The organism is Actinomycetospora straminea (assembly GCF_028737255.1).
Lineage (GTDB): Bacteria > Actinomycetota > Actinomycetes > Mycobacteriales > Pseudonocardiaceae > Actinomycetospora > Actinomycetospora straminea.
In genome coordinates, this window is record NZ_JAQZAN010000022.1 from 67,715 (window position 1) to 90,273 (window position 22,559).

A 22,559-nucleotide genomic window follows, 5' to 3' on the forward strand; every position below is an offset into this window, starting at 1 on the left:
TGGCGATGACGGGGTGTCGTGTCGGTGTGGCGAGACACCGCGGCTCTCGGGGGGAGAACCCATGAAGCGCTTCGGCCAGTACGAGATCCAGTCGTTGATCGGCCGCGGCGGGATGGGCGAGGTCTACCTGGCCCACGACGACCGGCGCGATCGCGAGGTCGCGCTCAAGCTGCTGCCCGAGGCGCTCGGGAAGGACCCCGAGTACGAGCGGCGCTTCCGCCGCGAGTCCTACCGGGCGGCGCGGCTGCGCGAGCCGCACGTGATCCCCATCCACGACTACGGCGAGGTCGACGGGCGCCTGTTCATCGACATGCGCCTGGTCGACGGCCAGGACCTCGCGACGCTGCTGGCCACCGAGGGCCCGCTGCCCCCGGAGCGGGCCGTCGGGCTCGTGGGCCAGGTGGCCGACGCGCTGGACGCCGCGCACGAGGCCGACCTGATCCACCGCGACGTCAAGCCGGCGAACATCCTCGTGACGCGGAACGACTTCGTCTACGTCGCCGACTTCGGCATCGCCCACAGCGTCGGCCAGACCCAGTCGACCGCGACCTCGAACGGCGCCGCCGCCGGCACCCTCGACTACATGGCGCCCGAGCGCTTCACCAACGGCACCATCGGGCCCCGCACCGACGTCTACTCGCTGGCCTGCGTCCTGTTCGAGTGCCTGACCGGGACCAAGCCGTTCCTCGGCGGCGACTTCCCCACGCAGGTGTACGCCCACGTCTACCTCGAGCCGCGGCGCCCGAGCGAGGTCACGCCCGGCCTGTCCACCGCGCTCGACGACGTCGTCGCCCGCGGCCTGGCCAAGGACCCCGACGAGCGCTTCGCCAGCGCGGGCGAGCTCGCCCGCGCGGCGCGGGAGGCCCTGCACGGCGGGCAGACGGTGGGGTTCGCGGCGGCACCGGCGGCACCGACGACGGCCGCGACCACGGCGACCACGGCGACCCCGGTGGCACCGGCGGCCGCGGCGACGACCGTCATGGCGGCCCCGGTGGCACCCGCGGCACCGGTGGCCCCCGCGGTCCCGGAGGCGGCGGCCACCGCCGAGCCCACCACGACCATCCCGGCCCCCCGCGCGGGCGACGGCGGTCCGGCCCCCGGGTCGACGCCGGGCTCCGCGCCATCCCCGTCGACGGCCCCGCCCCCGACCGCACCCCCGACCCCGCCGCCCGCTCCGCCGACGCCGCCCGCCCACCCGGGGGGCGCAGGCTCGGCGGGCTCCGACGGCCGGGCGCCGCGGCGGACGCGGACCCTCACGACCGTGCTGATCGCGGCCGTCGCGGTGCTCGCGGTCCTCGCCACCGTCGGCGTGGTGGCCCTGCTCGGCGGCGGCTCCAGCTCGCCGGGCGGGGCGTCCGTGGGCGCGCCGTTCGACCCGGGCGCGGGCCCGCGCCCGGTCGCGAGCAGCGTCGCCCGGCCCACGGTCGGCCCGACGGTGCAGGTCGGCTCGACCCCCGGGTACATGGAGATCGCCCCGAGGGGGGACTACGGCTACATCGCCAACCGCGCCGCCGGCGTCCTGACCGTCTTCGACACCACCCGCAACCAGCCCACCGGCGTCATCCCGGTGCCCGACGGCGGCCCCCAGTTCATCGCGTTCTCCCCGGACGGGACCCGCGCCTACGTCAGCATCTTCAACCAGGACTACAGCCTCAACGAGGTCGGCGTCCTGGACACCGGGAGCGGCACCTTCGTCGCCCGCGTGCCCACCGGCAAGCGCCCCTTCGCCCTCGACGTCAGCCCCGACGGACGCAAGGTCTACGTGCCCAACCACGACTCGGGCTCGCTGACGGTGATCGACACGGAGACCAACACCGTGGTCAACACGATCACGCTGGCGCCGAACCCGCACTGGGTCGACTTCTCCCCCGACGGCACCCGGCTCTACGCGGCCAACCACGAGTCCAACGTCATCACGACGATCGACCCGAGCACCGACACGATCCTGGGCACCGTGGCGGTCGGCAAGAGCCCGCACTCGATCATCCGGCACACGACCCGCCCGCTGGTGTTCAACGCGAACTACGACGACAGCAGCGTCTCGGTGACCGACGTGGACACCAACCGGGTCGTGGCCACGATCCCCACGGCGAGCCACCCGCAGGACATCACGCTCAGCGCCGACGGCAAGCACGCCTACCTGGCCACGGTGGATGCGAACTTCATCCAGGTCATGGACACCACGACCTACCGGATCACCGCCGAGGTCCCGACGGGCCGCGGTCCGACGAGCATCGCGGTGTCGCCGGACGGCCGGCAGGGCTACGCCACCAACCTGCTCGACGGCAGCGTCACCGTCATCAACCTCGCCAGCACGGCCTGAGCCGGTGACCGTGGTCAGCGCGGACGGTGCCGTGGCCGCCCGGCGCCCGCTGCCGGCGGCCGGACGGCTCGTCGCCGTGACCGGCGCCCCGCGGTCCGGGCGGACGACCGTCGTCAATGCCCTGCTCGGCGCGCCCGCCGTGCCGGAGGGCCGGCTCCCGTGCACCGACCCCACCGTCGTGGTGCGGTGGGGCGACCGGCCGGGCGGGCACATGTACCGCAGCGCGGACGACCGCCCCGACTGGTTCAGCCTCGACCAGCTCGCGGGGTGGGCCGCGGCCGAGGTCGCGCCGTTCATGGCGTTCGCCGATGTCCTCTACCCGAGCGAGCTCCTCCGCGAGGTCACCCTCGTCGACGGCGGCGACCCGGCCGCGGTCGCCGGCCGGGGGCGGGTGCACGTCGTCGACGTGACCGCGGGCTCCGGCCCCGACGCGGGCGCCACGCCGGGGCTCCTCGTCCTCACCAAGCTCGACCTCGTGGCCGACGACGAGCGCGACGCGCGCCGCGCCGCGGTCCTCGCGCCGTGGGGCGACGTCCCGCACGTCGTCGTCGACGCCCCGCGGATCCTGCGGGCGCTCGCGAAGCGCAACGGGCGGGCCTACGTCGCGTCCGGCGGCGCCGGCCTGCTCCACGCCGTCCGGCGCGTGGCGCAGGGTCGCCGGGCCGTCTGACCGGGGCGGGGAGTCGGGTGGAGCCGCGGCGGTTCGGCCCCTACCGTCTCGAGCGGTTGATCGAGGCCGGGTCCACGGGCGAGGTCTACGAGGCCGTCGACGTCGAGCGCGACCGCCCGGTCGCGCTGAAGCTCTCCCCCGACGACCCCGACCTCCGGGAGCGGTTCCGCCGCGCCTGCCGCCTCGCCGCCCGCCTGCGCGACCCGCACGTCATCCCGATCCACGACTACGGCGAGGTCGACCGCCGCCCCTACCTCGAGATGAGGCTCGTCGAGGACGGGGTCACGCTCGCGTCGCTGCTGCGGACCGACGGCCCGCTCGAGCCGGGGCGCGCCGTGCGGCTCGTGGCCCAGGTCGCCGAGGCCCTCGACGCCGCGCACGACGACGGCCTCGTGCACGGCGACGTCCGGGCCGAGAACGTGCTGGTCACCCCGGAGGACTTCGTCTACTTGGTGGACTTCGGGGCCGCCGGGGCGCCCGAGGAGGTCGATCCCCGCGAGGACGTCGCGGCGCTCGCGCGCCTGCTCCGGGCGTGCGTGCCGGGGACCGGCAGCGCGCTCGACGCCGTCGTCGCCCGCGGGGTGGCGGGCCACCACCCGAGCGCCGGTGCCCTGGCCACGGCCGCCCGGCAGGCCCTCGAGACCCCGCCGCCCCCTCCCGACCCGGCTCCCCGGACGGGAGGGCTGACCCTCGTCGAGCGCGGCGCGGGCGCCCTCGTCCTCGCCGTGGCGGCGGCCCTCCTCGCGGTCACGCTGGTGGGCCGGCCCGAGGTCGTGGCCGCACCCCGCCCGGGGGTGGACGAACCGATCGGCGTGGGGCACAGCCACGCCGTCCCCGAGATCACCGACCTGGTGCCGACGGCCCCGACGCCCTCCGCCATCGCGATCGCGGGCGACGGGCGCTCCGCCTGGATCGCGCACCGGGACCTCCGCACGGTCACGGTGCTGGACCCGTTCTCGCGGGCGACGGTGGCGACGATCCCGGTGCCCAGCCCGCCGCGGGCCATCGTCCTCGACCCGGCGGGGCAGCAGGCCGTCGTCACCTGCCGCGACGAGGGCGGCACCGTCGACCGGGTCGTCACGGTGGACGTGCCCACCCGCACGGTCACGCGCACCGAGGAGCGCCCGGCGGGCCCGGACGACGTCGCCGTCACGGCCGGGCGCGTCTACGCCGTGGACCGCGGCTCGGACCGCGTCGCCGTCCTCGACCCCGCGACCGGCGCCGCCCTCTCCACGATCCCGGTCGGGCGCGGCCCGGTCGCCGTCGCGCCGTCCCCGGACGGGTCGCGCCTCGCGGTGGCGAACCGGGGCGACGACTCCGTCTCGCTGATCGACGTCCGGGCCGGGCGGGTGGCCGCGACGGTCGCGGTCGGCGACGGCCCCGAGGACGTCGCCTTCGCCCCGGACGGCGCGTACGTCTACACCGCCGACGCCGCGGGCCGCACCGTCACGTCCGTCGACGTCGGGACCGGCCGGGTCAGTGCCACCGTGCAGGTCGGCGGCTCCCCCACCGCCGTGGCGCCCGAACCGCACGGCCGGCTGGCCTACGTGACGCTGGTCGACGAGGCGCGGCTCGCGACCCTCTCGATCGGCCACTGAACCCACGGCCACTGAACCCACCGCCACTGAACCCACCGCAGCGACGGGACCGCCGGCGGCTACTCGCCGAAGGCCACCCGGACGTCGTCGGTCGTCGTGCGGTCCCGCTGGGTCGGGAACACGTGCTCGGTCTCGACGGGCTCGAGCACCACCTCGTCGGCGACGATCGCGGGGTCGACGCGCAGGACCACGTAGCCGCCCACCGCCCCGGCCCCGAACCCCGGCGCGAAGATCCGCTGCGGGCGGGTGATCACGCCGTCGCGGACCGCGTCGTGGACGGCGATCGGGATGCTCGCCGCCGAGACGTTGCCCATCGACTCGATGTTGAAGTAGAGCTGGTCCTCGGAGAGCCCCGCCTTCGCGGCCAGGTCGAGGATCATCGTCTTGTTGGCCTGGTGCGGGACGATGAGGTCGATGCTCTCCAGCAGCGAGCGGCCGGGGTCGTCGGGGTCGGTCTGGTCGCGGAGCTCGCCGAGCATCTGGTCGAGGTAGCGCTGGACCAGCGACTTGACCTCCGGGCCGTACACGGTGATGTCGTTGTCGAACTCCGGGTTCGGCCAGATGATCGAGTTGACCTCCGACGCCGGGCCGCTCGCGTAGGTCTGCAGGACCTCGACGTCGACCGGGGCGCCGTCGCGCGCCGGGGCGACGACCATCGCCGAGGCGCCGTCGCCGAAGATCATCCGGGACGTGCGCGCGCTCCCGATCTTGTCGGAGAACTTCTCCACGCACACCAGCAGCACCGGCCGCTCGACCTCCTGGATCTGCCGGACCGCCTCGGCGAGCCCGTAGGGCAGACCGGCGCAGGCCGCGACCATGTCCATCGAGGTGTGGGTCTGCGCCAGCCCGAGCTCGCCGGACACCCAGCAGGCGATGGAGGGGATCTGGCGGTTGCTGGTGCAGGTGCTGACCAGGACCGCGCCGATCTCGTCGGGCTCCCGGCCGGACTTCGCGAGCGCGGCGCGCGCGGCGTCGAGCGCGAGGTGGTGGGGGTCGCGGGCCGAGTAGCGCCGCTGGCGGATGCCGGTCTTCTTCGCGATCTCCTCGGCGCTCATGGGCGACCACGAGAAGCTGGTGTTGCGGATGACGTCGACGTTGTCGCAGACGTGCTCGCCGCGCACCACGGCCAGGGCCTCCAGCGCGGGGCGCACCGCGAAGGCCTCGCGCACCCGCACCGGCGGGTAGGGCGTGCGGGGCGACACCGGCTCGGCCGGCGCCGTCGCCGCGAAGGGCGGCGCGGTGTCGCGGGACTGCTTGACCCGCTCGATGAACGCCCGGACGTCACGGTCGCGGGGGTGGAAGGTGACGACGAAGTCGTCGGGGCCGATCTCGGCCGCCGGGCGCAGCGTGGTCCGCGAGCCGTCCCAGGGGTAGAGGTTGTGCAGCACCATCGCCCAGCGCGTGAGGGCCTCGAGCTCGGGCACCTGCTCGTCGGCGTCGAGGATCTCGTCCATCGTGAAGCGGTGGTGGTCGGGATCGTGGTCGGGCATGACGAACGTCAGGGCGTCGGGCTGCGCGGTGAACTCGGCGACGGTCGGCTTGATCGCGGGCAGCTCGGTGGCGTGGTGCAGCTTGTGCCGGAACACGTCGAAGAGCAGGTCGAACACCCGGTCCTCGGTGTCGGCGGCCCACCGCGCCGGCAGCTCCTGGTAGGCGCGCTCGACGGCCGCGACCTTGCGCTCGCGGTCCTCCCACGGCGTCAGCACCGGCAGGAAGACGTCGTCACGCTGCCGCGGGACGTCGCGCCACCGCATCGGGCGCTTGTCGAACATCGTCATCGAGTACCGGTTGACCCAGAACAGGTTCTGTCCGAGGTCGCGCAGGAGCTCGAACCGGCTCGGGTAGGAGCCGCTCTCCACCCGGTTCAGGATGTCGGTGCCCGTCGGGGCCTTGGCCTCGAAGTCCCGCTCGATGACCGCGGTGAACTGCTCCAGCGTGTCGAGGACCGTGAAGTCCAGCTCGCCGAAGAAGTTGGCCGGGAAGACCAGCCGGCCATGTCGGTTGATCACGAACGGCTTCACCGAGCCACCTCCGGCGTCCAGCGCGAGCGATGGCCGGGTCAGCCATGTGGGTGTCCACTCTAGAAGAGCCGGAGGGCTGTGGGGCCCCCGCGCGCTGCCGGTGCCGTCAGCCGGCGGTCGCGGTGGTGTCCTCCCCGCCCACGGCCGCGATGTGCTTCGCGGTGTCGACGTAGTGCCGGAAGGCGTGCACGAGCCCGTCGTCGCCGAGGGTCCACAGGTGCAGCTCCTCGTCGGCGTACCGCCCGCCGCTCGGGGTCCCGAAGTCGACGCGGACCACGGCGACCACCGTGTCCCCGTCGGCGACGAGGCCCTGCACCGTGAACTCGTGGACGGTCTGCTCCGCCACCGCGCCGAAGAACGCGCCGACCTCCTCCCGCCCGCGGCGGGGCCGCAGGTGCGGCACGTCGGCGCGCTGGGCGAAGTTGTCCGGCCAGACGTCCCACGCGACGTCCGGGGCCAGGCGCTCGAGGATCGCCGCGACGTCACCGCGCCCGAAGGCCTCGTACAGGGCGCCGACCACCTGCCGCGCGTCGGTGGGTGCGCTCGGGGCGGCGGAGTGGGTCGGTGCGTCGGTCGGTGCGGTCATGGTTCCCCCTCGTCGTGGACGGTCGGCGAGGTGATCGTGGCGCCGGCGGGGTCCGCGGCGGGGACGCGGACGGCGATTTCGGGGGGTTTCTCCGGGGCGCCGCCAGCTCCTCGCCGGTCGTCGACGGCATCGCTAGCGTCGTTCCATGGCCGCCGCGGGCGAGGTGAGGACCGGGATCGACCGGGCGTTGGTCGCGCACCTGGCCCGCCTCGCCCGGCTGGCGCTCACCGACGACGAGCTCGACCACTACGTCCCCCAGATCGAGGCGGTCATGGCCATGGTCGGCACGGTCAGGGACATCCCGGACGACGTGCCGCCCACCGCGCGACCGACGGAGCAGGTCAACGTCACGCGTCCCGACGTCCTGCTCCCCTGCCTCACCCGCGACCAGGCCCTGGGCGCCGCGCCGGCCGTCGAGGACGGGTGGTTCCGCGTGCCGCCCTCCCCGTCGCCGTGATGCGCCTCGTCGACACCGCCACCGGTGTCGCCCGCCCGCTGCGGCCGCTCACGCCCGGCCGCGTGACCATCTACGTGTGCGGGGCGACCGTCCACGGTCCGCCGCACCTGGGCCACCTGCGCTCCGCGATCACCTTCGACCTGCTCCGCCGCTGGCTGCAGCACCAGGGTCTCGAGGTGCTGCTCGTCCGCAACGTCACTGACATCGACGACATAATCCTCGCGAAGGCGCGGGCGGAGGGCCGGCCGTGGTGGGAGTGGGCCGCGACGCACGAGCGCGCGTTCACCGCCGCGTACGACGCCGTCGGGTGCCTGCCCCCGTCGGCCGAGCCACGGGCCACCGGCCACATCGCCGAGGCCGTCGAGCTCGTGCGGCGCCTCGTCGCCCGCGGCCACGCCTACCTCGGTACCGCGGGCGACGACGGCGGACGCGACGTCCTCTTCGACGTGGCGTCCTGGCCCGGGTACGGCCGTCTCTCCGGCGTCCGTGCCGATCACGTGCGGTCGGACCCGGAGCTCGTCCGCCACAAGCGGGACCCCCGCGACTTCGCGCTGTGGAAGGCCGCGAAGACGGACGAACCGAGGTGGCCGAGCCCCTGGGGCGCCGGACGTCCGAGCTGGCACGTGGAGTGCTCGGCCATGTCGACGCGCTATCTCGGCCCGGCGTTCGACATCCACGGTGGCGGACGGGACCTCGTGTTCCCCCACCACGAGAACGAGATGGCCCAGTCCCGGGCGGCCGGCGACGACTTCGCCGCGTCGTGGCTGCACCACGGCTGGGTGACGGTCGACGGCGACAAGATGTCCAAGTCGGCGGGCAACGCCGTCGACGCCGCCGCGGCGCTGGGGCGGGTCCGCCCGATCGAGCTCCGCGCCTACCTCCTCGCCGCGCACCACCGCTCCACGATCGACTACTCGGACACGGCGCTGCGCGAGGCGGCGGCCGGGTACCGCCGGATCGAGGCCCTGCTCGACCGTGTCCGTCCGCGCGGCGGTGCGGTCGAGGTCGGGGAGCTGCCGGCCGCGTTCGCCGCCGCGCTGGACGACGACCTCGCGACACCGGCGGCGATGAGCGTGCTGCACACCGCCACCCGGGACGGGAACGCCGCGCTCGAGCGCGGTGATCGGCGCACCGCTCGGGGGATCGGCGGCGCGGTGCGGGCGATGACCTCGGTGCTGGGCATCGACCCGCACGACCCGACGTGGGCGGGACGCCACGTGTCCGGCGCCGCCGGGCACGCGCTCGAGGGACTGGTCGAGGAGCTGCTCGACGAGCGGAGCCGTGCGCGCGCCGGCGGCGACTTCGCCCGGGCCGACGAGGTCCGGGAGCGACTCCGGCGGGTCGGGGTCGACGTCGAGGACACGCCGGACGGGCCACGCTGGGCGCTCGCCCGCTGACCCCACCGCGCCCGGCGGCGAATTCCTCTCCCCACTGTCCGTATTCGTGTCGTCGCCTTCCGGAGAGGCATTCTGCGTGTCCTCGCGGGCACTCATCGTGAACGCGCACCGAATTGCTGCCCCGATGAGGCGAAGTTCTTCCTCGCGTTGGGTCGAGAGCGGTCGGCGATTAGTCTGCTCTTGGCCGCGGTGTCTCCCGTCGGACAACGCACCGGGCATACCCTCGTGGCGCACGCCTGCTCCCCCGCGACGAGAGGAGCAACGATGGCCATCACGTCGACCGCGCCTGTTCGTCCGGCCGGCCTTCTCGAAGCACGGCCTGCTCGCTGAGTCGTCGTCGCGGTCCCGCACCGCGCACCGCGACGGGTGCGGCTGCACAGCCGCCCGCATTCGCTCGACGAATGCCCGGTCCCGACGCGACCCGTGCGTCGAAGAAATCCTGCGGCCCGTCCCGGGCGTCACGCGGGAATCGCCACGTGCTCAGGAGAGAAGTTCGTGTCCCTCACCACCGACCAGCGGACGGATACGTCTGTCCGACCATTCCGCATCGCGATCCCGGACGAGGATCTCACCGACCTGCGCCGTCGCCTCGCCCACACGCGCCTGCCGTCCCGAGAGCTCGTCGAGGACCGCTCGCAGGGTGTGCAGCGGGACGTGGTCGAGGAGCTCGTGCGCTACTGGGCGTCCGACCACGACTGGCGCCGGTGCGAGGCGAGGCTGAACGCGCTGCCGCAGTTCACGACCGAGATCGACGGCGTCGACATCCACTTCGTCCACGTGCGGTCACCGCACCCCGACGCGCTGCCGTTGATCATGACGCACGGCTGGCCCGGCTCGGTCGTCGAGCTGCTGGACACCGTCGGTCCCCTGACCGACCCGACCGCGTACGGCGGCGCGCCCGAGGACGCGTTCCACCTGGTCCTGCCGTCGTTGCCCGGCTACGGGTTCTCGGGCGCCCCGGCCGAGCTCGGGTGGGACTCCGGGCGCATCGCCAACGCCTGGGCGCAGCTGATGGATCGTCTCGGCTACACGCGCTACGTGGCCCAGGGCGGTGACGTCGGCGCCGACGTCACGGACGCGATGGGCCGCCAGGCCCTCGAGGGGCTGCTCGGCATCCACGTCAACCTGCTCGCGGGCGCGCTCGGGCTCAAGGACCGGTTGCCGGCCGTGACCGAACAGGAGCGCACCGCGCTCGCCGCGGTCACCACGTTCACCACCGACGGCTTCGGCTACTTCCTCGAACAGTCCACCCGGCCGCAGACCATCGGCTACGCCTTGCTGGACTCGCCGGTCGCGCTGGCGACCTGGATGCTCGACCACGACACGGACAGCTACGAGAAGATCCGGCGTGCGTTCGTCGACGACGCGCCCGTCGGCAACCTCACCCGCGACACGGTCCTCGACAACATCTCGCTGTACTGGCTCACCGGGACCGGCGCCTCGGCCGCCCGGTGGTACTGGGAGTTCGGGCGGTTCGTGGCCGCCGTGCAGGCGGCCGGCGAGGAGCCGCCGCCGGTCACGGTCCCGGTCGGCTTCACGACGTTCCCCGGCGAGCTCTGGGCCGCCCCGCGCAGCTGGGTCGAGACCGTCTACCCCGGTCTCGAGTACTTCCACGAGGTGGACCGCGGCGGTCACTTCGCCGCGTGGGAGGAGCCCGAGCTCTTCGCGCGGGAGGTCCGCGCCGCCTTCGCGAGCGTGCGCGGGGCGACGTGAGCACCCGGCGCACGGCGCGCGGAGGTCGCCGATTCTCGAGGTCACTGCGGTGACCGCGACGTCCCGGTTGCCCGTCGAGGGCCCCCTGCCCGCCCTCGACGGCGCGACCGCCTGGCTGCACTCCGAGCCGTTGACGCCGGCCGCCCTGCGGGGCCGGGTCGCCGTGCTGCAGTTCTGCACCTTCTCCTGCATCAACTGGCTCCGCACCGTGCCCTACGTCCGGGCGTGGGCCGAGAAGTACCGCGACGTCACGGTGATCGGCGTGCACTCGCCGGAGTTCCCGTTCGAGCACGACGAGGAGGCGGTCCGGTCCGCGCTCGACGGGATGGGCATCCGCTACCCGATCGCGATCGACGACGACTTCGCCCTCTGGCGGGCCCTCGACAACGCGTACTGGCCCGCCCTCTACTTCGTCGACGTCGACGGACGGATCCGGCACCGCCACGTCGGCGAGGAGGGCTACGAGCGTTCGGAACGGGTGATCCAGTACCTGCTGGGTGAGTCGGGCGTGCGCGACGTCGACGAGGGCCTGGTGTCGGTCACGCCGGACGGCGTCCACCTCGCCGCCGACTGGGCCTCCCTGGGGACGCCGGAGACGTACACCGGCTACGCCCGCGCCACCGGCTTCGCGAGCCCGGGTGGCCTCCGCCTCGACCGACGACACGTCTACGCCCGGCCCGACCACCTCCGACCCCACACCTGGGCCCTGGACGGGGCGTGGACCGTCCGCGCGCGGTCCACGACGCTCGACGAGCCCGGCGGCCGGATCGTCGCCCGCTTCCACGCCCGCGACCTCAACCTCGTGGTGGGCGCCCACGACGGCACAGCGGCGCGCGTCCGGGTGCGGATCGACGGGGAGCCGCCGGGCGTCGCCCGCGGACTCGACGTCGACGAGCAGGGCGACGGTCACGTCGCCGAGCCTCGGCTCTACCAGCTCGTCCGCCAGCAGCGCCCGATCAGCGACCGCATCGTCGAGATCACCTTCCTCGACGCCGGCGTCGAGGCCTACGTCATCACCTTCGGCTAGCCGGAGGCCACGGGAGCAGAGGAGGTCGGTGACGTGCGCGAGGCACCCGTGATCGTCGCCGTCGTGTCCCCGGTCGCACGCGGATGAACGTCCCGGCGCCACCGGCGGTGGCGGTGACCTCCCCGGCCGGTCGGTGGTTGATCGTCGCCACCGCGCTCGGCTCCGGGGTGGCGTTCCTCGACGGGTCCGTGGTCAACGTGGCCCTGCCGGCGATCGGCGACGAGCTGGGCGGCGGCTTCTCCGTCCTGCAGTGGGTGCTCGACGGGTACCTGCTCACCCTCAGCGCGCTCCTGCTCCTCGGCGGAGCGCTCGGTGACCGCTACGGACGCCGCCGGGTCTTCCTCCTGGGACTCGTCGTCTTCACCGTCGCGTCCCTGGCCTGTGGTCTGGCGCCGACCGGACCCGCCCTGATCCTCGCCCGCCTCGTGCAGGGCGTGGGCGGCGCGCTGCTCATCCCCGGCAGCCTGGCGCTGATCGACTCGGTCGTCCGGGAGGACGACCGGGGGCGCGCCGTCGGCACGTGGGCCGGGCTCAGCGGCGTGGCGGCCGCGCTGGGACCGTTCCTGGGCGGCTGGCTGGTCGACGCGGCGTCGTGGCGCTGGGTGTTCCTGATCAACGTCCCGCTCGCCGCCGTCGCCTACTGGGTCACGGCGCACCACGTCCCCGAGACCCGCGACGCCTCGGCGACCGGCCGCCTCGACATCGCCGGCGCGGCCGCGGCCACCGTCGGGCTCGGCGGGATCGTCTACGGCCTCATCGAGGCCCCGGTGCACGGCTGGACCGCGGTCACCGTGGGCGCCACCGTCTGCGGGGCGCTCGCGCTGGCGGCGTTCCCGGTCATCGAGCTGCGGGCCGCGGCGCCCCTGATCCCCCTGTCGTTGTTCCGCTCCGCGCAGTTCACCGGCGCGAACCTGGTGACCTTCGCGGTCTACAGCGCCCTCAGCGGCGCGCTGTTCCTGCTCGTCCTGCAGCTCCAGCACGGCCTCGGCTACTCCGCGCTGGCCGCCGGGCTCGCCTTCCTGCCCTTCACGGCGATCATGCTGCTGCTCTCCGGCCGGGTCGGGGCCCTGGCCCAGAGGATCGGGCCCCGCTGGCCCATGACGCTGGGGCCGATCGTGGCCGGGGCCGGGCTCGCGCTGCTGGTCGGGGTCGTGCCGGGCGCCGGATACGCCACCACGGTGCTGCCGGCCGTCGTCGTCTTCGGGATCGGGATGGCCCTGACGGTGGCCCCGCTGACCTCCGCGGTGCTCGCGTCGGTCCGGTCCGAGCACGTCGGCGTCGCGTCCGGCGCCAACAACGCCATCTCCCGCATCGCGAGCCTGCTCGCCGTCGCCGTGCTCCCGCTCGTCGTCGGCCTCGACAACAGTGCAAGCGGCCCGCTGGGACCCGGGTTCGCGCAGGCCATGCTCATCTCGGCCGGTCTCTGTGTCCTCGGTGGCGCCGTCGCCGCCGTGACGATCAGCCGCGGTGCCCCGGCCGCTCCCCACGTCCTGCCCGGGCTGCACCAGCCCTGCCAGTCCCCCGGCCCCGCACGCCCCCCGCCGGCGGACGGGACCCGCGGACGGGTGCACGAGTCATGAGCGAACAGATCACCACCAGGAGCGTGCCAGCATGACCTTCGTTTCCCGAGGATTCGTCGGCCGACCGGGAGCCGACCGAGACACGGGCAAGCTCCCGCCCGGGCAGTACGACATCGGCGGCGGCTTCCCGGTGCTGTCCGCCGGGCCCACCCCGCGCACCGCGCTCGAGGACTGGGACCTCACCGTCACCGGCGAGGTCGCCGAGCCGGTGCGGTGGACCTGGCGGGAGTTCCAGGCGCTGCCGCGCGAGGACGTCACAGCGGACATCCACTGCGTGACGAAGTGGTCGAAGTTCGACACGACGTGGAGCGGGGTCTCCCTGGACACCCTGCTCGACGCCGTCGAGACCGCGGCCGACTACGTGATCGCCGTCTGCGACGGCGGCTACACCACGAACCTCCCGCTCGAGGACGTGGTCGACGGCGGCGCCTGGATCGTCGACCTATACGACGACGAGCCCCTGCCGGCCGAGCACGGCGGCCCGGCCCGGCTGCTCGTCCCGCACCTCTACTTCTGGAAGTCGGCGAAGTGGGTGCGGGGTCTCCGGCTGTCGAGCACGGACGAACCCGGCTTCTGGGAGACGCTGGGCTACCACGACTACGGTGACCCGTGGCGCGAGCAGCGGTACGCCGGCGACTGACGTGGCGGCTCGCCACCGTCGCGGCCATCACCCAGGAGGCCGCCGGCGCGCGGCGGTTGTCGCTGTCGATCGACGGTTGGGAAGGCCACCTGGCGGGCCAGCACGTCGACGTCCGGCTGACGGCACCGGACGGCTACCAGGCCCAGCGCAGCTACTCCATCGCGTCGGCACCGGAGAGCCCGACCGTGGACCTGGTGGTGCAACGGGTCGGCGACGGCGAGGTGTCGCCGTACCTCGTCGACGACCTGCGGGTCGGCGACGAGCTCGAGCTGCGCGGACCGATCGGCGGCTACTTCGTGTGGCACCCCGACGTCGACTCCCCGCTGCAGCTCGTGGCGGGCGGCTCGGGCGTGGCGCCGTTCCTGGCGGTGCTGGACCACCACGCCGCCCTCGGGTTGTCGGTGCCGGTCCGGCTCCTCTACTCGGCCCGGACACTCGACGACGTCGTCGGCCGGCAGCGACTCGACGACCACGCCGCCCGCGGCGTCGCCGTCACGATCGCCCTGACGCGGGAGCGACCGCCGGGATGGACGGGCCTCTCGGGCCGCGTGACGCCGTCGACGATCCGGCAGCACACCCTTCCCGTCCACCGGCAGCCGCGGGTCCTGGTGTGCGGCCCCACCACGTTCGTCGAGGCCGTCGCCGACGCCCTCGTCGACGAGGGCCACCCGACGGCCGCCATCAAGATCGAACGGTTCGGATGACACCGGTCCGGACGACACCGATCCGGACGACACCGATCCGGACGACACCGAGGAGCAGCAGTGACGACGGAATCCCGACGACTCGACGGCAACGCCGCGGGGGGACGGCTGGCGGACGTCTTCGCCTTCGACGCGACCGTGGTCCAGACCCGGTGCGGTGCGTGCGGCACGAGGGCGCCGCTCGGGCAGTACCACGTGTACGCGGACGCACCGGGCATGGTGGTGCGCTGCCCGGGGTGCGAGAACGTGGTGCTGCGGATGGCCCAGACCCCGGGTCACACGTGGCTCGACATGGGCGGCGCCATCACGCTCGACATCACCGAGTGACCCCTCCGGCCCTGGTGCTCCGCGCCCCGGGCGAGGGCTGACGCCGTCGCGGCTCAGGTCAACCCGGCCGCCGCCAGCCACGCCCGCGCGGCCGGAGCCCCGAGGTGTCGACACCGTCGAGCGCCACGGGCCCCGACGCCGTCACGATCACCCCGTGGGCCGCGTCGACGGGACGCACCTCGATGGTCGCCCGCGACGAGCTCGGCGGCGGGCTCGCGGGGTGGTGCTGGTGAGGGTGGTGGGCAGGGACGACGAGGTCGGTCACGGCATCTCCCGGCACGTGGGCCCGGTGCCGGGCTGCAGAGCTCAACCGACGGCGGTACGTCACCCGGTACCCGTCTCGGGACCACGGTGCACGCTTTCCGCGGAATGGGGCCGATCGCCGAGTGCATTTCCGCCGAGCGGCCGACCGTCCCGTCGAATGGTGCACGCGAACCGCCGCGAACGGTCGATCGTCGGCGCACCCCGGAGCACCGACATCGGATTCTCCGGAATCTGTCGGTTCGAGCCCGCCGCGCCGAGGGAAACATCGCCCATGGCTGAGAACGGCGACACCGGCACGGCGGCTCCGAAGCGAGCATCGCGCTCGACGCGGGACGGCTCCCGGAGCGGGGCGGCGCGGGACACCGGGTCCGGTCAGGGCACGACGTCCGGTCGGGCCCGGCGCGACGTCGGGGCCCGCGGCATCCTGGCCGCGGCCCAGGAGCTCGCCACGGAGCTGGGCTGGGGCGCGGAGTCGCTCTCCGGACTGCGTCGCGAGGGCGAGGGCTGGACGGTGACGATGGACGTCGTCGAGACCCGCCGTGTGCCGTCCACGACCGACGTCATCGCGGTCTACGACGTCGACCTCGACGATGCGGGAGAATTGCTGGGCTATCGGCGGCTGCGGCACTACGTCCGGGGTCGCGGGGACAACGAGCGGTACGGCTGACGCCATTTCCGCGGGCTCCTCGGGAACGGCGTGGACCCGGCGCATTCGCGTGACGCAAGGGGGACCCGTCCTCAGGCGAACTCCTGCGGGGCGAGGAAGAGGGCGTCGCCGGTGCCGGCCGTCCAGGCCCGGTCCTGGAGGGCCTGGATCCACGGGACGATCTCCGCGGGGACCACGGTGCGGAACGGTGAGGTGTCCTCCTCCGCGAGGCGCACGAGCACGTCGACGACGGCCTGCGGGTCGAGCTGGTCCGCGAGGCCGCCGTTCGCGGCGGCCAGCAGCCCGGGGCGGGACAGGCTGGTCGACGGGTCGAACCAGCGCAGCATGGTCTCCGCGCCCCGGTCGTTGAACCCGGTGCCGTAGAGGCCGGGATTGACGGTGCAGACGTCGACACCGGTGCCGGACAGCTCGCTGCGCAACCCCTCGGTGAGGCTCTCGAGGGCGTGCTTGGTGGACGTGTAGACCGCGGCGAAGGGCACGGTGACCAGCCCGCCCATCGAGGTGACGTTGATGATCTTGCCGGAGCCGCGGGCGACCATCCGGGGAGCGACGCCCTGACACATCGCGAGGGTGCCGAACACGTTGGTCTCGTAGTTCCGGCGGACGCGGTGCATCGGGATCTCGGCGACCGGGCCCGACTCCAGGATCCCGGCGTTGTTGACCAGCACGTCGACGTCGCGGTCCAGGACCGCGCGGCGGTCGTCGGCGTCGGTGATGTCGAGCACGACGACGTCGAGCTCCACGTGGTGCTCCTGCGCGGCCGTGCGCAGGTCGGTGGCCTGCGGGGCGATCTGGACGCCGGCGGTCACGGCGTGTCCCCGACCGGCCAGCTCGAGGGCGGCGCCGCGGCCGAAGCCGCTGCCCGCGCCGGTGATGAGGATGTTCCTGGGCATGGGTGTCCTCGGATCCCGTCGTTCGGGGGGTTCAGGCGGGCACGCCGGAGGAGCGGGCGATGAGCGCGTCGAAGGCCCGGTCGGGCAGCGCCCTGCGCAGCGCGATGAGGGGCCGCGCGCCGAAGCCGACGCGGTAGCGCGTGCGCGGCCGCCGAGCCGTGACCGCGGTCGCCACGGCGTCGGCGATGACGTCGGGCGGCGAGGTCCTCCGCGCATCCGGCTGCGAGCTGCCCCCCAGGGATCGGGCCATCGCCTCGGCCTGGCGCGCGTAGGGCCCCCCGCCCGACGTGGCCCGCAGCTTCTCGGCGGCGATGGCACCCCACTCGGTCCGGATCGAGCCGGGCTCGAGGAGGACGACGTCGATGCCGAACGGCGTGAGCTCCAGGCGCAGCGCGTCGCTGAGCCCCTCGACCGCGAACTTGCTGGCGTGGTACCAGGCGGCCCAACGGCGTGGCGAACCGGCCGCCCATCGAGCTGATGTTGACGATGGTGCCGCGCCCCTGGGTCCGCATGACCGGCACGACCAGCCGGGTCAGGCCGGCGAGCCCGAGGAGGTTCACCTCGATCTGCGCCCGGGCCTCCGCCATCGGCACCTCTTCGAGGGCGCCGTACGAGCCGTAGCCGGCGTTGTTGACCAGGACGTCGAGGCGGCCCTCCGCCGCGAGGATCTCGGCGACGACCTTCTCCGCCGACGCCTCGTCGGTGACGTCGAGGGCGACGGTGCGCACGCCCGACTCGGCCAGCCCTTCCATCCGGTCGAGCCGGCGCGCCGCGCCGTAGACGACGCACCCGGCGCGCTGGAGGCGCCGTGCCGTCGTCTCACCGATTCCCGAGGACGCCCCGGTGACCAGGGCAACCTTGTCGGTCATGTCCGTCCTTCCGCCGTGAGGGCGCCGACCCCCGACGGACGTCGAGGAGACCGGCGGTCCGCTCGAACATAAGCGACCGCCGGTCTCCAATGAAGAGACCGGCGGTCCGCTAGTGTGGGCGGATGGCGACCTTCCAGCGCGCCCGCAGCGAGGAGCAGCGCGAGGTCCGACGGCGTCGCGTCCTCGAGACCGGTGCGGAGATGCTCGAGGAGATGCCCGTCGCCGCCATCAGCCTCAACGAGCTGGCCCGCCGGGCGGGGATGGCCAAGTCCAACGTCCTGCGCTACTTCGAGTCCCGCGAGTCCGTCCTGCTCGACCTCCTCGCCGGGGCCGCCGCCCGGTTCCGGGCCGAGCTCGACGACGGCCTGCCCGGCGCCCCCGATGCGCCCGAGCCCGCGGAGGTCAGGGCGCGCGGCGTCGCGGTCGCGCTCGCCGGCGCGTTCGGCGCCCACCCGACGCTCTGCGAGCTCCTCAGCGCCCAGTGGGCCGTCCTGGAGCACAACGTCTCGGTCGACGTCGCACTGCGGTACAAGCGGGCGGCCCGCGACGGCATCCGGTGGCAGGCCGGCTTCCTGCAGCGTCTGCTGCCCGAGCTCGACGACCAGCGCGCCCTGCGGGCGTCCAGCATGGTCATCCTGCTGGTGGGTGCGCTGTGGACACGCAGCCATCCCTCCCCCGCCGTGCTCGAGGCCTTCGCCACCGACACCAGCCTGGAGTTCCTGCACCCGTCGTTCACCGACGCCCTGGCCGAGGCGATCGCCACCTTCCTGGTCGGCCTGCTCGCGGACCCGGCGTGAAACCGGGCCGCTGCCGTCGCGCGGATGCTCAGCGCAGGAGCACCGGCACGAACAGGGTCGCGGTGTAGAAGGCCATGAACTGCACGCCGGCGTGCATCCCGAGCAGCTTGTTCATCAGGCCGCCGAAGATCCCGATCGTGACCGCGACCAGCAGTCCGAGGATCCCGCCCTCGTAGACCGAGATGACGAGGATCAGTCCGGCGAAGGTCCCGATGATCGCCTCCTGGCTGAGCCGGCGGACGACCCAGGCGGCGGCGCGCCGGGCGTGGTTCATCGAGAAGGGATAGGCCACGAGCGTCGCCAGCAGCACCGCGAGCAGGCCGTAGCCGAGGAACTCCCACGGCGTCAGCAGGTCGTGCAGGTTGTTCGTCGTCCCGGTCGCCGGCTCGATCGTGTACACGGGCGGAGCGCTGAACAGCGGCGCCGCGGGGCCCGCCGCCACCGGGCTCAGGGGCAGCCCGATCGCGACCAGCGGGATGATCGCCTCGGCGATGTAGGTCGACTCGGTGACGCCGTTCTTCACCGACATCATCGTCGTCAGACGGTGGTAGGCGTGCCGGACCCTGGCGCCGACGGCCTCGCCCAGCAGGACGGTCATGGCGACCGGACTGACGACGAAGGTCAGGCTGGAGACGCCCGCGGCCGCCGCGGTCGCCCCGGCCTGCCGCCGGTCGAGGACCCGCAGGGGGTTCGGGAACCGGCCCCGCCAGTCGCGGACGTCGGGCGCCAGGAAGAAGGTGCGGCGGGCGTCGCGCTCCATCGCGCGGCGGGCCGTGGGCGAGGCGATGCCGAAGAGGTCGGCGACGAGCGGGCCGATCGCGATGCCGAGGAAGAAGCTGATGCTCAGCGCGGAGCCGTGCAGCGGCGTGACGAACGCCTGGAGCGCGGCGATGACCATGACCATCGGCAGCAGCCCGGCCACGGCGGCCCACCGCCCGCGGGAGAAGTAGGCGATCAGCACGGCCACGACGGGGAAGACGTAGGGCGCCGCGGCGGTCACCTGCGCGGCGAACGGGGCGATCAGCGAGGCCGCGCCCACCGCGACCGGCACGGCGATGAAGGCGGCGAGGACACCACCGGAGATGGCCTTGCGCAGGGCGATGTGCGGGACCCCGAGCCGGCGCAGCAGGCTCGCCTCGCGCAGCAGCGGCACGGCCAGGGTGTCGCCGGGGATGCCGAGCAGCGTGGTGGGGATGGCGTGGGTGATGTGCTTGGCCACCGCCCCGGCCAGGAAGAACGCGAAGACGCCCGCCGGCGGTGTCCCGACCAGGACGACGAGCAGCGTGAGCGGGGCGAGCGTCGCGGTCTCGTCGGTGCCCGAGACGAGGCCGATCGCGGAGAACACGATCGCCCCGAGCAGGCCCATCGCCAGCGCGACGAGGATCGTGGTCATCACCGTCCCGCCCTCCCCTCGGCGGTCGCGCGCGCGTCGGGGTCGAAGAGGTCGTCGATGCCGAGGTCGCGCAGTTCGCGGCGGGTCTCGGGGCCGAGGTCCTCGGCACGGCCCAGGTCGCCGGTCTCCGCGGTCAGCTCGGCCACGGCCTCGTCGCGCGCGGCCCCGTCGGCCATCTCCTCCACGAGGTCGCGCTGCGGGGCGAACAGCCGCGCGCAGAGGGCACCGGCGAGGAGGCACCCCGCGAGCCCGACGAGGAGCCCGTAGGTCTCGGCCAGCTCCGGGCTCGTGACCTGCTCGAACGCCAGCCGCCCGAGCAGGAAGGCCGGGAGGCCCAGCGCGCAGCCGATGATGACCGACCAGCGCAGGTGACGGACGTCGACGACGTCCCCCCACACCTCGGCGAGGTCCGTCGGCCGGTCGGTCGTGGCGGTCGTGCTGGCGGTCGTGCTGGCGGTCGTGCTGGCGGTCGTGCTGGCGGTCGTGCGGTCGTCGTTCGGGCCGGTCGCTCCCTCGTCGGGGGGCGCGGGCGGCACGGTCGGCGGCATCGGGATCGACTCCTTCGTCGTCGGCGTGGCCGGAACGCTAGGAAGGAGTGGCGGGCGGCACTATGGTTCGACGGTCCACCGGCCGACGCCCGGAACGGTCGATCGGTCCAGGCGGCGCCACCCACCGAGCGCGACGAGGACGCCAGGGAGGACGCCATGGCTCCGCCACCCCGGCCCGCGAGCGGCCTCCCGGTCGACACCGTGCTCGGCCTCCTCGCGGCGGCGTCGGCGGACCACGACGCCGACGACGACCCGGCGCGCGTGCTGGCCGGGCTCGGGCTCGCCGACGACGAGGTCCACCGGCTCGACGAGGCGCTGCGCCGGCTGCGGGGCGAGTCGCTGCGGTGGCGCCGGCGCGGTCAGGAGCTCGCGGCACTGTTCTCCAGCGCCCGCGAGCTCGTGCGGGTCCGTGACGTCGACGCCCTGCTCGAACGGCTGGTCGAGCGGGCCCACGACCTCGTCGGCACCGACGTCGCGTACCTCTCGGAGTTCGACGAGACCACCCGCGAGCTGCGGGTCCGCACCACGCGGGGCACCGTGTCGGCCGGTTTCCCGGGGCTGCGGGTGCCGCCGGGCAAGGGCCTGGCCAGCAGCGTCGCCGAGACGCGCAGCCCGCACTGGACGTCGCGCTACGCGGCGATGACGCAGGCCCCGCACGACGAGACCATCGACCTCGTCGTCGGCGTCGAGGGCCTGGTGTCGCTGCTCGGGGTGCCGCTGCTCGCCGGGGAGGAGGTCATCGGGGTGCTGTTCGCGGCGAACCGCTCCGAGCACACCTTCACCCCGGAGGAGGTCTCGCTCCTCTCGGCGTTCGCCGACCACGCGGCCCTGGTGCTCCAGACCGCTCGCCTGCTCGCGCGGACCCGCGAGTCGGCCGACGAGACCGAGCGCGCCTACCGGCGGCTCGCCGACCACGTCGAGGCGATGGAGCGGGCGAGCGAGGTCCACGCGGACCTCACCGCCCTGGTGCTGCAGGGCGGTGACGCGCTCGACGTCGCGGGAGCGCTGGGGCGGGCGCTGCAGTGCGAGGTCACCATCCTCGACGCCGACCTCGCGGGCCCGGAGAGCGAGCACGCACCGCCCGCGGCCGTCCGCGCCGCGGTGACCGAGAGCCGTCGCACCGGACGGTGCGTGCCGCTCCCGGAGGACCCCGGCGTGGTCGCGGTCGCGGTGGTGGCGGGCGACGCGTTCCTCGGCGCGCTGCTGCTGCGCGAGGGTGCGGTGGGGTTCGGGGACGTCGAGCACCGCACGGCGGAGCGGGCCGCGCAGATCACCGCCCTGCTGCGCCTCAAGCAGGACGCCGCGGAGGACGCCGAGCACCGGGTGCGCGCCGACCTGCTGGCCGACCTCCTCGCCGACGACGAGGACCGTCGCGCCGGGGCCGCGGGACGGGCGCGGGCCCGCGGCATCGACGTCGACCGCTGGCGCTCGCTCGTCGTGGTCGGCGTGTCCGGGGAGCACCGCCGCCCGGTGCGGCGAGCCGCCCACCGCGCCGCGGGCCCGGACGGGCTGGTGGCCGAGCACGGCGAGCACCTGGTCGTGCTGGGTGCCGAGACCGATCCCGCACGGGCGGCGCGGCGCCTCCACGACGCCGTCGGCGACGGGGTCCCGACGCTCGCGGTCGGCGCCGACCTGGACCTGCCGTCCGATCCCCGCGAACCGCTGGCCGGGGCGTCGGCGTGCCTCCGGATCCTCCCGGCCCTCGGCCTGACCGACGTCGCCGTCGCCGCGGAGGAGTACCTGCCCTACACCGCGCTGTTCGGGCCGGACGAGGCCCGCGTGCACGCGTTCGTGCGCCGCGTGCTGGGCCCGGTGCTCGACTGGGACGACGAGCGCGGCGCCACCCTGCTGCCGACGCTCGCGGCGTACCTCGACCACCGCCAGAGCCCGGTCGCCACCGGCCGGGCCCTGCACCTGCACAAGAACACCGTGCTCCAGCGCCTGGAGCGGGTCGCGGCCCTGCTCGGCGACGACTGGCAGGAACCCGACCGGCTCTTCCGCCTCGGCGTCGCGGTCCGGATCGCGCGGCTGGCCGCCCACACCGGGTAGGCCCTCGGCACATGATGAGCCCCCGGATCGTGGTCC

21 protein-coding genes and 1 pseudogene are annotated in these 22,559 nt (G+C 74.2%); 15 read left to right on the forward strand and 7 right to left on the reverse strand.

The annotated features are described in order from the left end of the window. Window positions 1-61 precede the first annotated feature (61 nt). The 3 genes from PH190_RS24865 to PH190_RS24875 are packed head-to-tail and all read left to right on the forward strand — an operon-like array spanning window position 62 to window position 4,591. Window positions 62-2,323 carry a serine/threonine-protein kinase gene (locus PH190_RS24865; protein ID WP_274234220.1) on the forward strand — a complete coding sequence of 754 codons (2,262 nt, stop codon included), beginning with the start codon at window positions 62-64 and terminating at the stop codon, window positions 2,321-2,323. Between the two features lie 4 nt (window positions 2,324-2,327). After that, window positions 2,328-2,993 (forward strand): dynamin family protein, encoded by a 666-nt coding sequence (locus PH190_RS24870; protein ID WP_274234221.1) that lies wholly within the window; start codon window positions 2,328-2,330, stop codon window positions 2,991-2,993. Between the two features lie 17 nt (window positions 2,994-3,010). Continuing rightward, entirely contained in the window at window positions 3,011-4,591 is a 1,581-nt protein-coding gene (locus tag PH190_RS24875; RefSeq protein WP_274234222.1) for a serine/threonine-protein kinase, read from the forward strand. Window positions 4,592-4,650: 59 nt separating this feature from the next. Here PH190_RS24875 and PH190_RS24880 read toward each other — a convergent pair whose 3' ends face one another. Both PH190_RS24880 and PH190_RS24885 read right to left on the reverse strand, forming a co-directional pair. Further along, a complete protein-coding gene (locus PH190_RS24880; protein ID WP_274234223.1) occupies window positions 4,651-6,612 on the reverse strand; it encodes a 3-oxoacyl-[acyl-carrier-protein] synthase III C-terminal domain-containing protein in 1,962 nt (653 codons plus the stop codon). 106 nt (window positions 6,613-6,718) lie between these two features. Beyond that, a complete protein-coding gene (locus tag PH190_RS24885) occupies window positions 6,719-7,198 on the reverse strand; it encodes a nuclear transport factor 2 family protein (RefSeq protein ID WP_274234224.1) in 480 nt (159 codons plus the stop codon). A gap of 145 nt (window positions 7,199-7,343) precedes the next feature. On the opposite strand from PH190_RS24885, the gene gatC reads away from it, so the two are divergent. The 10 genes from gatC to gvpO all read left to right on the forward strand — a co-directional run bounded on the left by gatC (window position 7,344) and on the right by gvpO (window position 15,974). Then, the gene (gene gatC / locus PH190_RS24890) at window positions 7,344-7,655 is read left to right on the forward strand and encodes an Asp-tRNA(Asn)/Glu-tRNA(Gln) amidotransferase subunit GatC (protein WP_274234225.1); all 312 of its coding nucleotides are present in this window, start codon (window positions 7,344-7,346) and stop codon (window positions 7,653-7,655) included. Continuing rightward, window positions 7,655-9,052, forward strand: a complete 1,398-nt coding sequence (gene cysS, locus PH190_RS24895; protein WP_420791710.1) for a cysteine--tRNA ligase — start codon at window positions 7,655-7,657, stop codon at window positions 9,050-9,052. Before gatC ends, cysS begins: the two co-directional genes overlap by 1 nt. Before the next feature lie 495 nt (window positions 9,053-9,547). Then, window positions 9,548-10,765 (forward strand): epoxide hydrolase family protein, encoded by a 1,218-nt coding sequence (locus tag PH190_RS24900; RefSeq protein ID WP_274234227.1) that lies wholly within the window; start codon window positions 9,548-9,550, stop codon window positions 10,763-10,765. A 49-nt stretch (window positions 10,766-10,814) separates the two neighbouring features. Beyond that, window positions 10,815-11,792 carry a redoxin family protein gene (locus PH190_RS24905; protein ID WP_274234228.1) on the forward strand — a complete coding sequence of 326 codons (978 nt, stop codon included), beginning with the start codon at window positions 10,815-10,817 and terminating at the stop codon, window positions 11,790-11,792. A 113-nt stretch (window positions 11,793-11,905) separates the two neighbouring features. Beyond that, window positions 11,906-13,372 carry a DHA2 family efflux MFS transporter permease subunit gene (locus PH190_RS24910; protein ID WP_274234229.1) on the forward strand — a complete coding sequence of 489 codons (1,467 nt, stop codon included), beginning with the start codon at window positions 11,906-11,908 and terminating at the stop codon, window positions 13,370-13,372. A gap of 31 nt (window positions 13,373-13,403) precedes the next feature. Beyond that, window positions 13,404-14,012 (forward strand): sulfite oxidase-like oxidoreductase, encoded by a 609-nt coding sequence (locus tag PH190_RS24915; protein ID WP_274234230.1) that lies wholly within the window; start codon window positions 13,404-13,406, stop codon window positions 14,010-14,012. Further along, entirely contained in the window at window positions 13,982-14,716 is a 735-nt protein-coding gene (locus tag PH190_RS24920) for a ferredoxin reductase (RefSeq protein ID WP_274234231.1), read from the forward strand. Before PH190_RS24915 ends, PH190_RS24920 begins: the two co-directional genes overlap by 31 nt. Before the next feature lie 60 nt (window positions 14,717-14,776). Continuing rightward, the gene (locus PH190_RS24925; protein ID WP_274234232.1) at window positions 14,777-15,043 is read left to right on the forward strand and encodes a DUF6510 family protein; all 267 of its coding nucleotides are present in this window, start codon (window positions 14,777-14,779) and stop codon (window positions 15,041-15,043) included. A 104-nt stretch (window positions 15,044-15,147) separates the two neighbouring features. Continuing rightward, window positions 15,148-15,276, forward strand: a complete 129-nt coding sequence (locus PH190_RS24930; RefSeq protein ID WP_274234233.1) for a hypothetical protein — start codon at window positions 15,148-15,150, stop codon at window positions 15,274-15,276. Between the two features lie 302 nt (window positions 15,277-15,578). Then, complete coding sequence (gene gvpO / locus PH190_RS24935) at window positions 15,579-15,974, forward strand: gas vesicle protein GvpO (RefSeq protein WP_274234234.1); 396 nt, start codon at window positions 15,579-15,581, stop codon at window positions 15,972-15,974. Between the two features lie 71 nt (window positions 15,975-16,045). On the opposite strand, the gene PH190_RS24940 is transcribed toward gvpO, so the two are convergent. The 3 genes and pseudogenes from PH190_RS24940 to PH190_RS30655 form a co-directional block, all read right to left on the reverse strand. After that, window positions 16,046-16,867 carry an SDR family oxidoreductase gene (locus PH190_RS24940; RefSeq protein ID WP_274234235.1) on the reverse strand — a complete coding sequence of 274 codons (822 nt, stop codon included), beginning with the start codon at window positions 16,865-16,867 and terminating at the stop codon, window positions 16,046-16,048. Window positions 16,868-16,898: 31 nt separating this feature from the next. Beyond that, window positions 16,899-17,117, reverse strand: coding sequence for a hypothetical protein (locus PH190_RS30650; protein WP_337993854.1), 219 nt, complete (start codon window positions 17,115-17,117; stop codon window positions 16,899-16,901). 256 nt (window positions 17,118-17,373) lie between these two features. Continuing rightward, window positions 17,374-17,736, reverse strand: a pseudogene (locus PH190_RS30655) (SDR family NAD(P)-dependent oxidoreductase); the annotation flags it as partial. Between the two features lie 122 nt (window positions 17,737-17,858). Between PH190_RS30655 and PH190_RS24950 the strand changes: the two are divergent. Beyond that, the gene (locus PH190_RS24950) at window positions 17,859-18,533 is read left to right on the forward strand and encodes a TetR family transcriptional regulator (protein ID WP_274234236.1); all 675 of its coding nucleotides are present in this window, start codon (window positions 17,859-17,861) and stop codon (window positions 18,531-18,533) included. A 28-nt stretch (window positions 18,534-18,561) separates the two neighbouring features. On the opposite strand, the gene PH190_RS24955 is transcribed toward PH190_RS24950, so the two are convergent. Both PH190_RS24955 and PH190_RS24960 read right to left on the reverse strand, forming a co-directional pair. Further along, window positions 18,562-19,926 carry a tripartite tricarboxylate transporter permease gene (locus PH190_RS24955; protein ID WP_274234237.1) on the reverse strand — a complete coding sequence of 455 codons (1,365 nt, stop codon included), beginning with the start codon at window positions 19,924-19,926 and terminating at the stop codon, window positions 18,562-18,564. Continuing rightward, a complete protein-coding gene (locus tag PH190_RS24960) occupies window positions 19,926-20,474 on the reverse strand; it encodes a hypothetical protein (protein WP_274234238.1) in 549 nt (182 codons plus the stop codon). The genes PH190_RS24955 and PH190_RS24960 overlap by 1 nt, the downstream gene beginning before the upstream one ends. Before the next feature lie 156 nt (window positions 20,475-20,630). On the opposite strand from PH190_RS24960, the gene PH190_RS24965 reads away from it, so the two are divergent. Beyond that, window positions 20,631-22,523: a helix-turn-helix domain-containing protein gene (locus tag PH190_RS24965; RefSeq protein ID WP_274234239.1), complete on the forward strand. Its 1,893-nt coding sequence runs from the start codon at window positions 20,631-20,633 to the stop codon at window positions 22,521-22,523. Window positions 22,524-22,559: the final 36 nt, after the last annotated feature.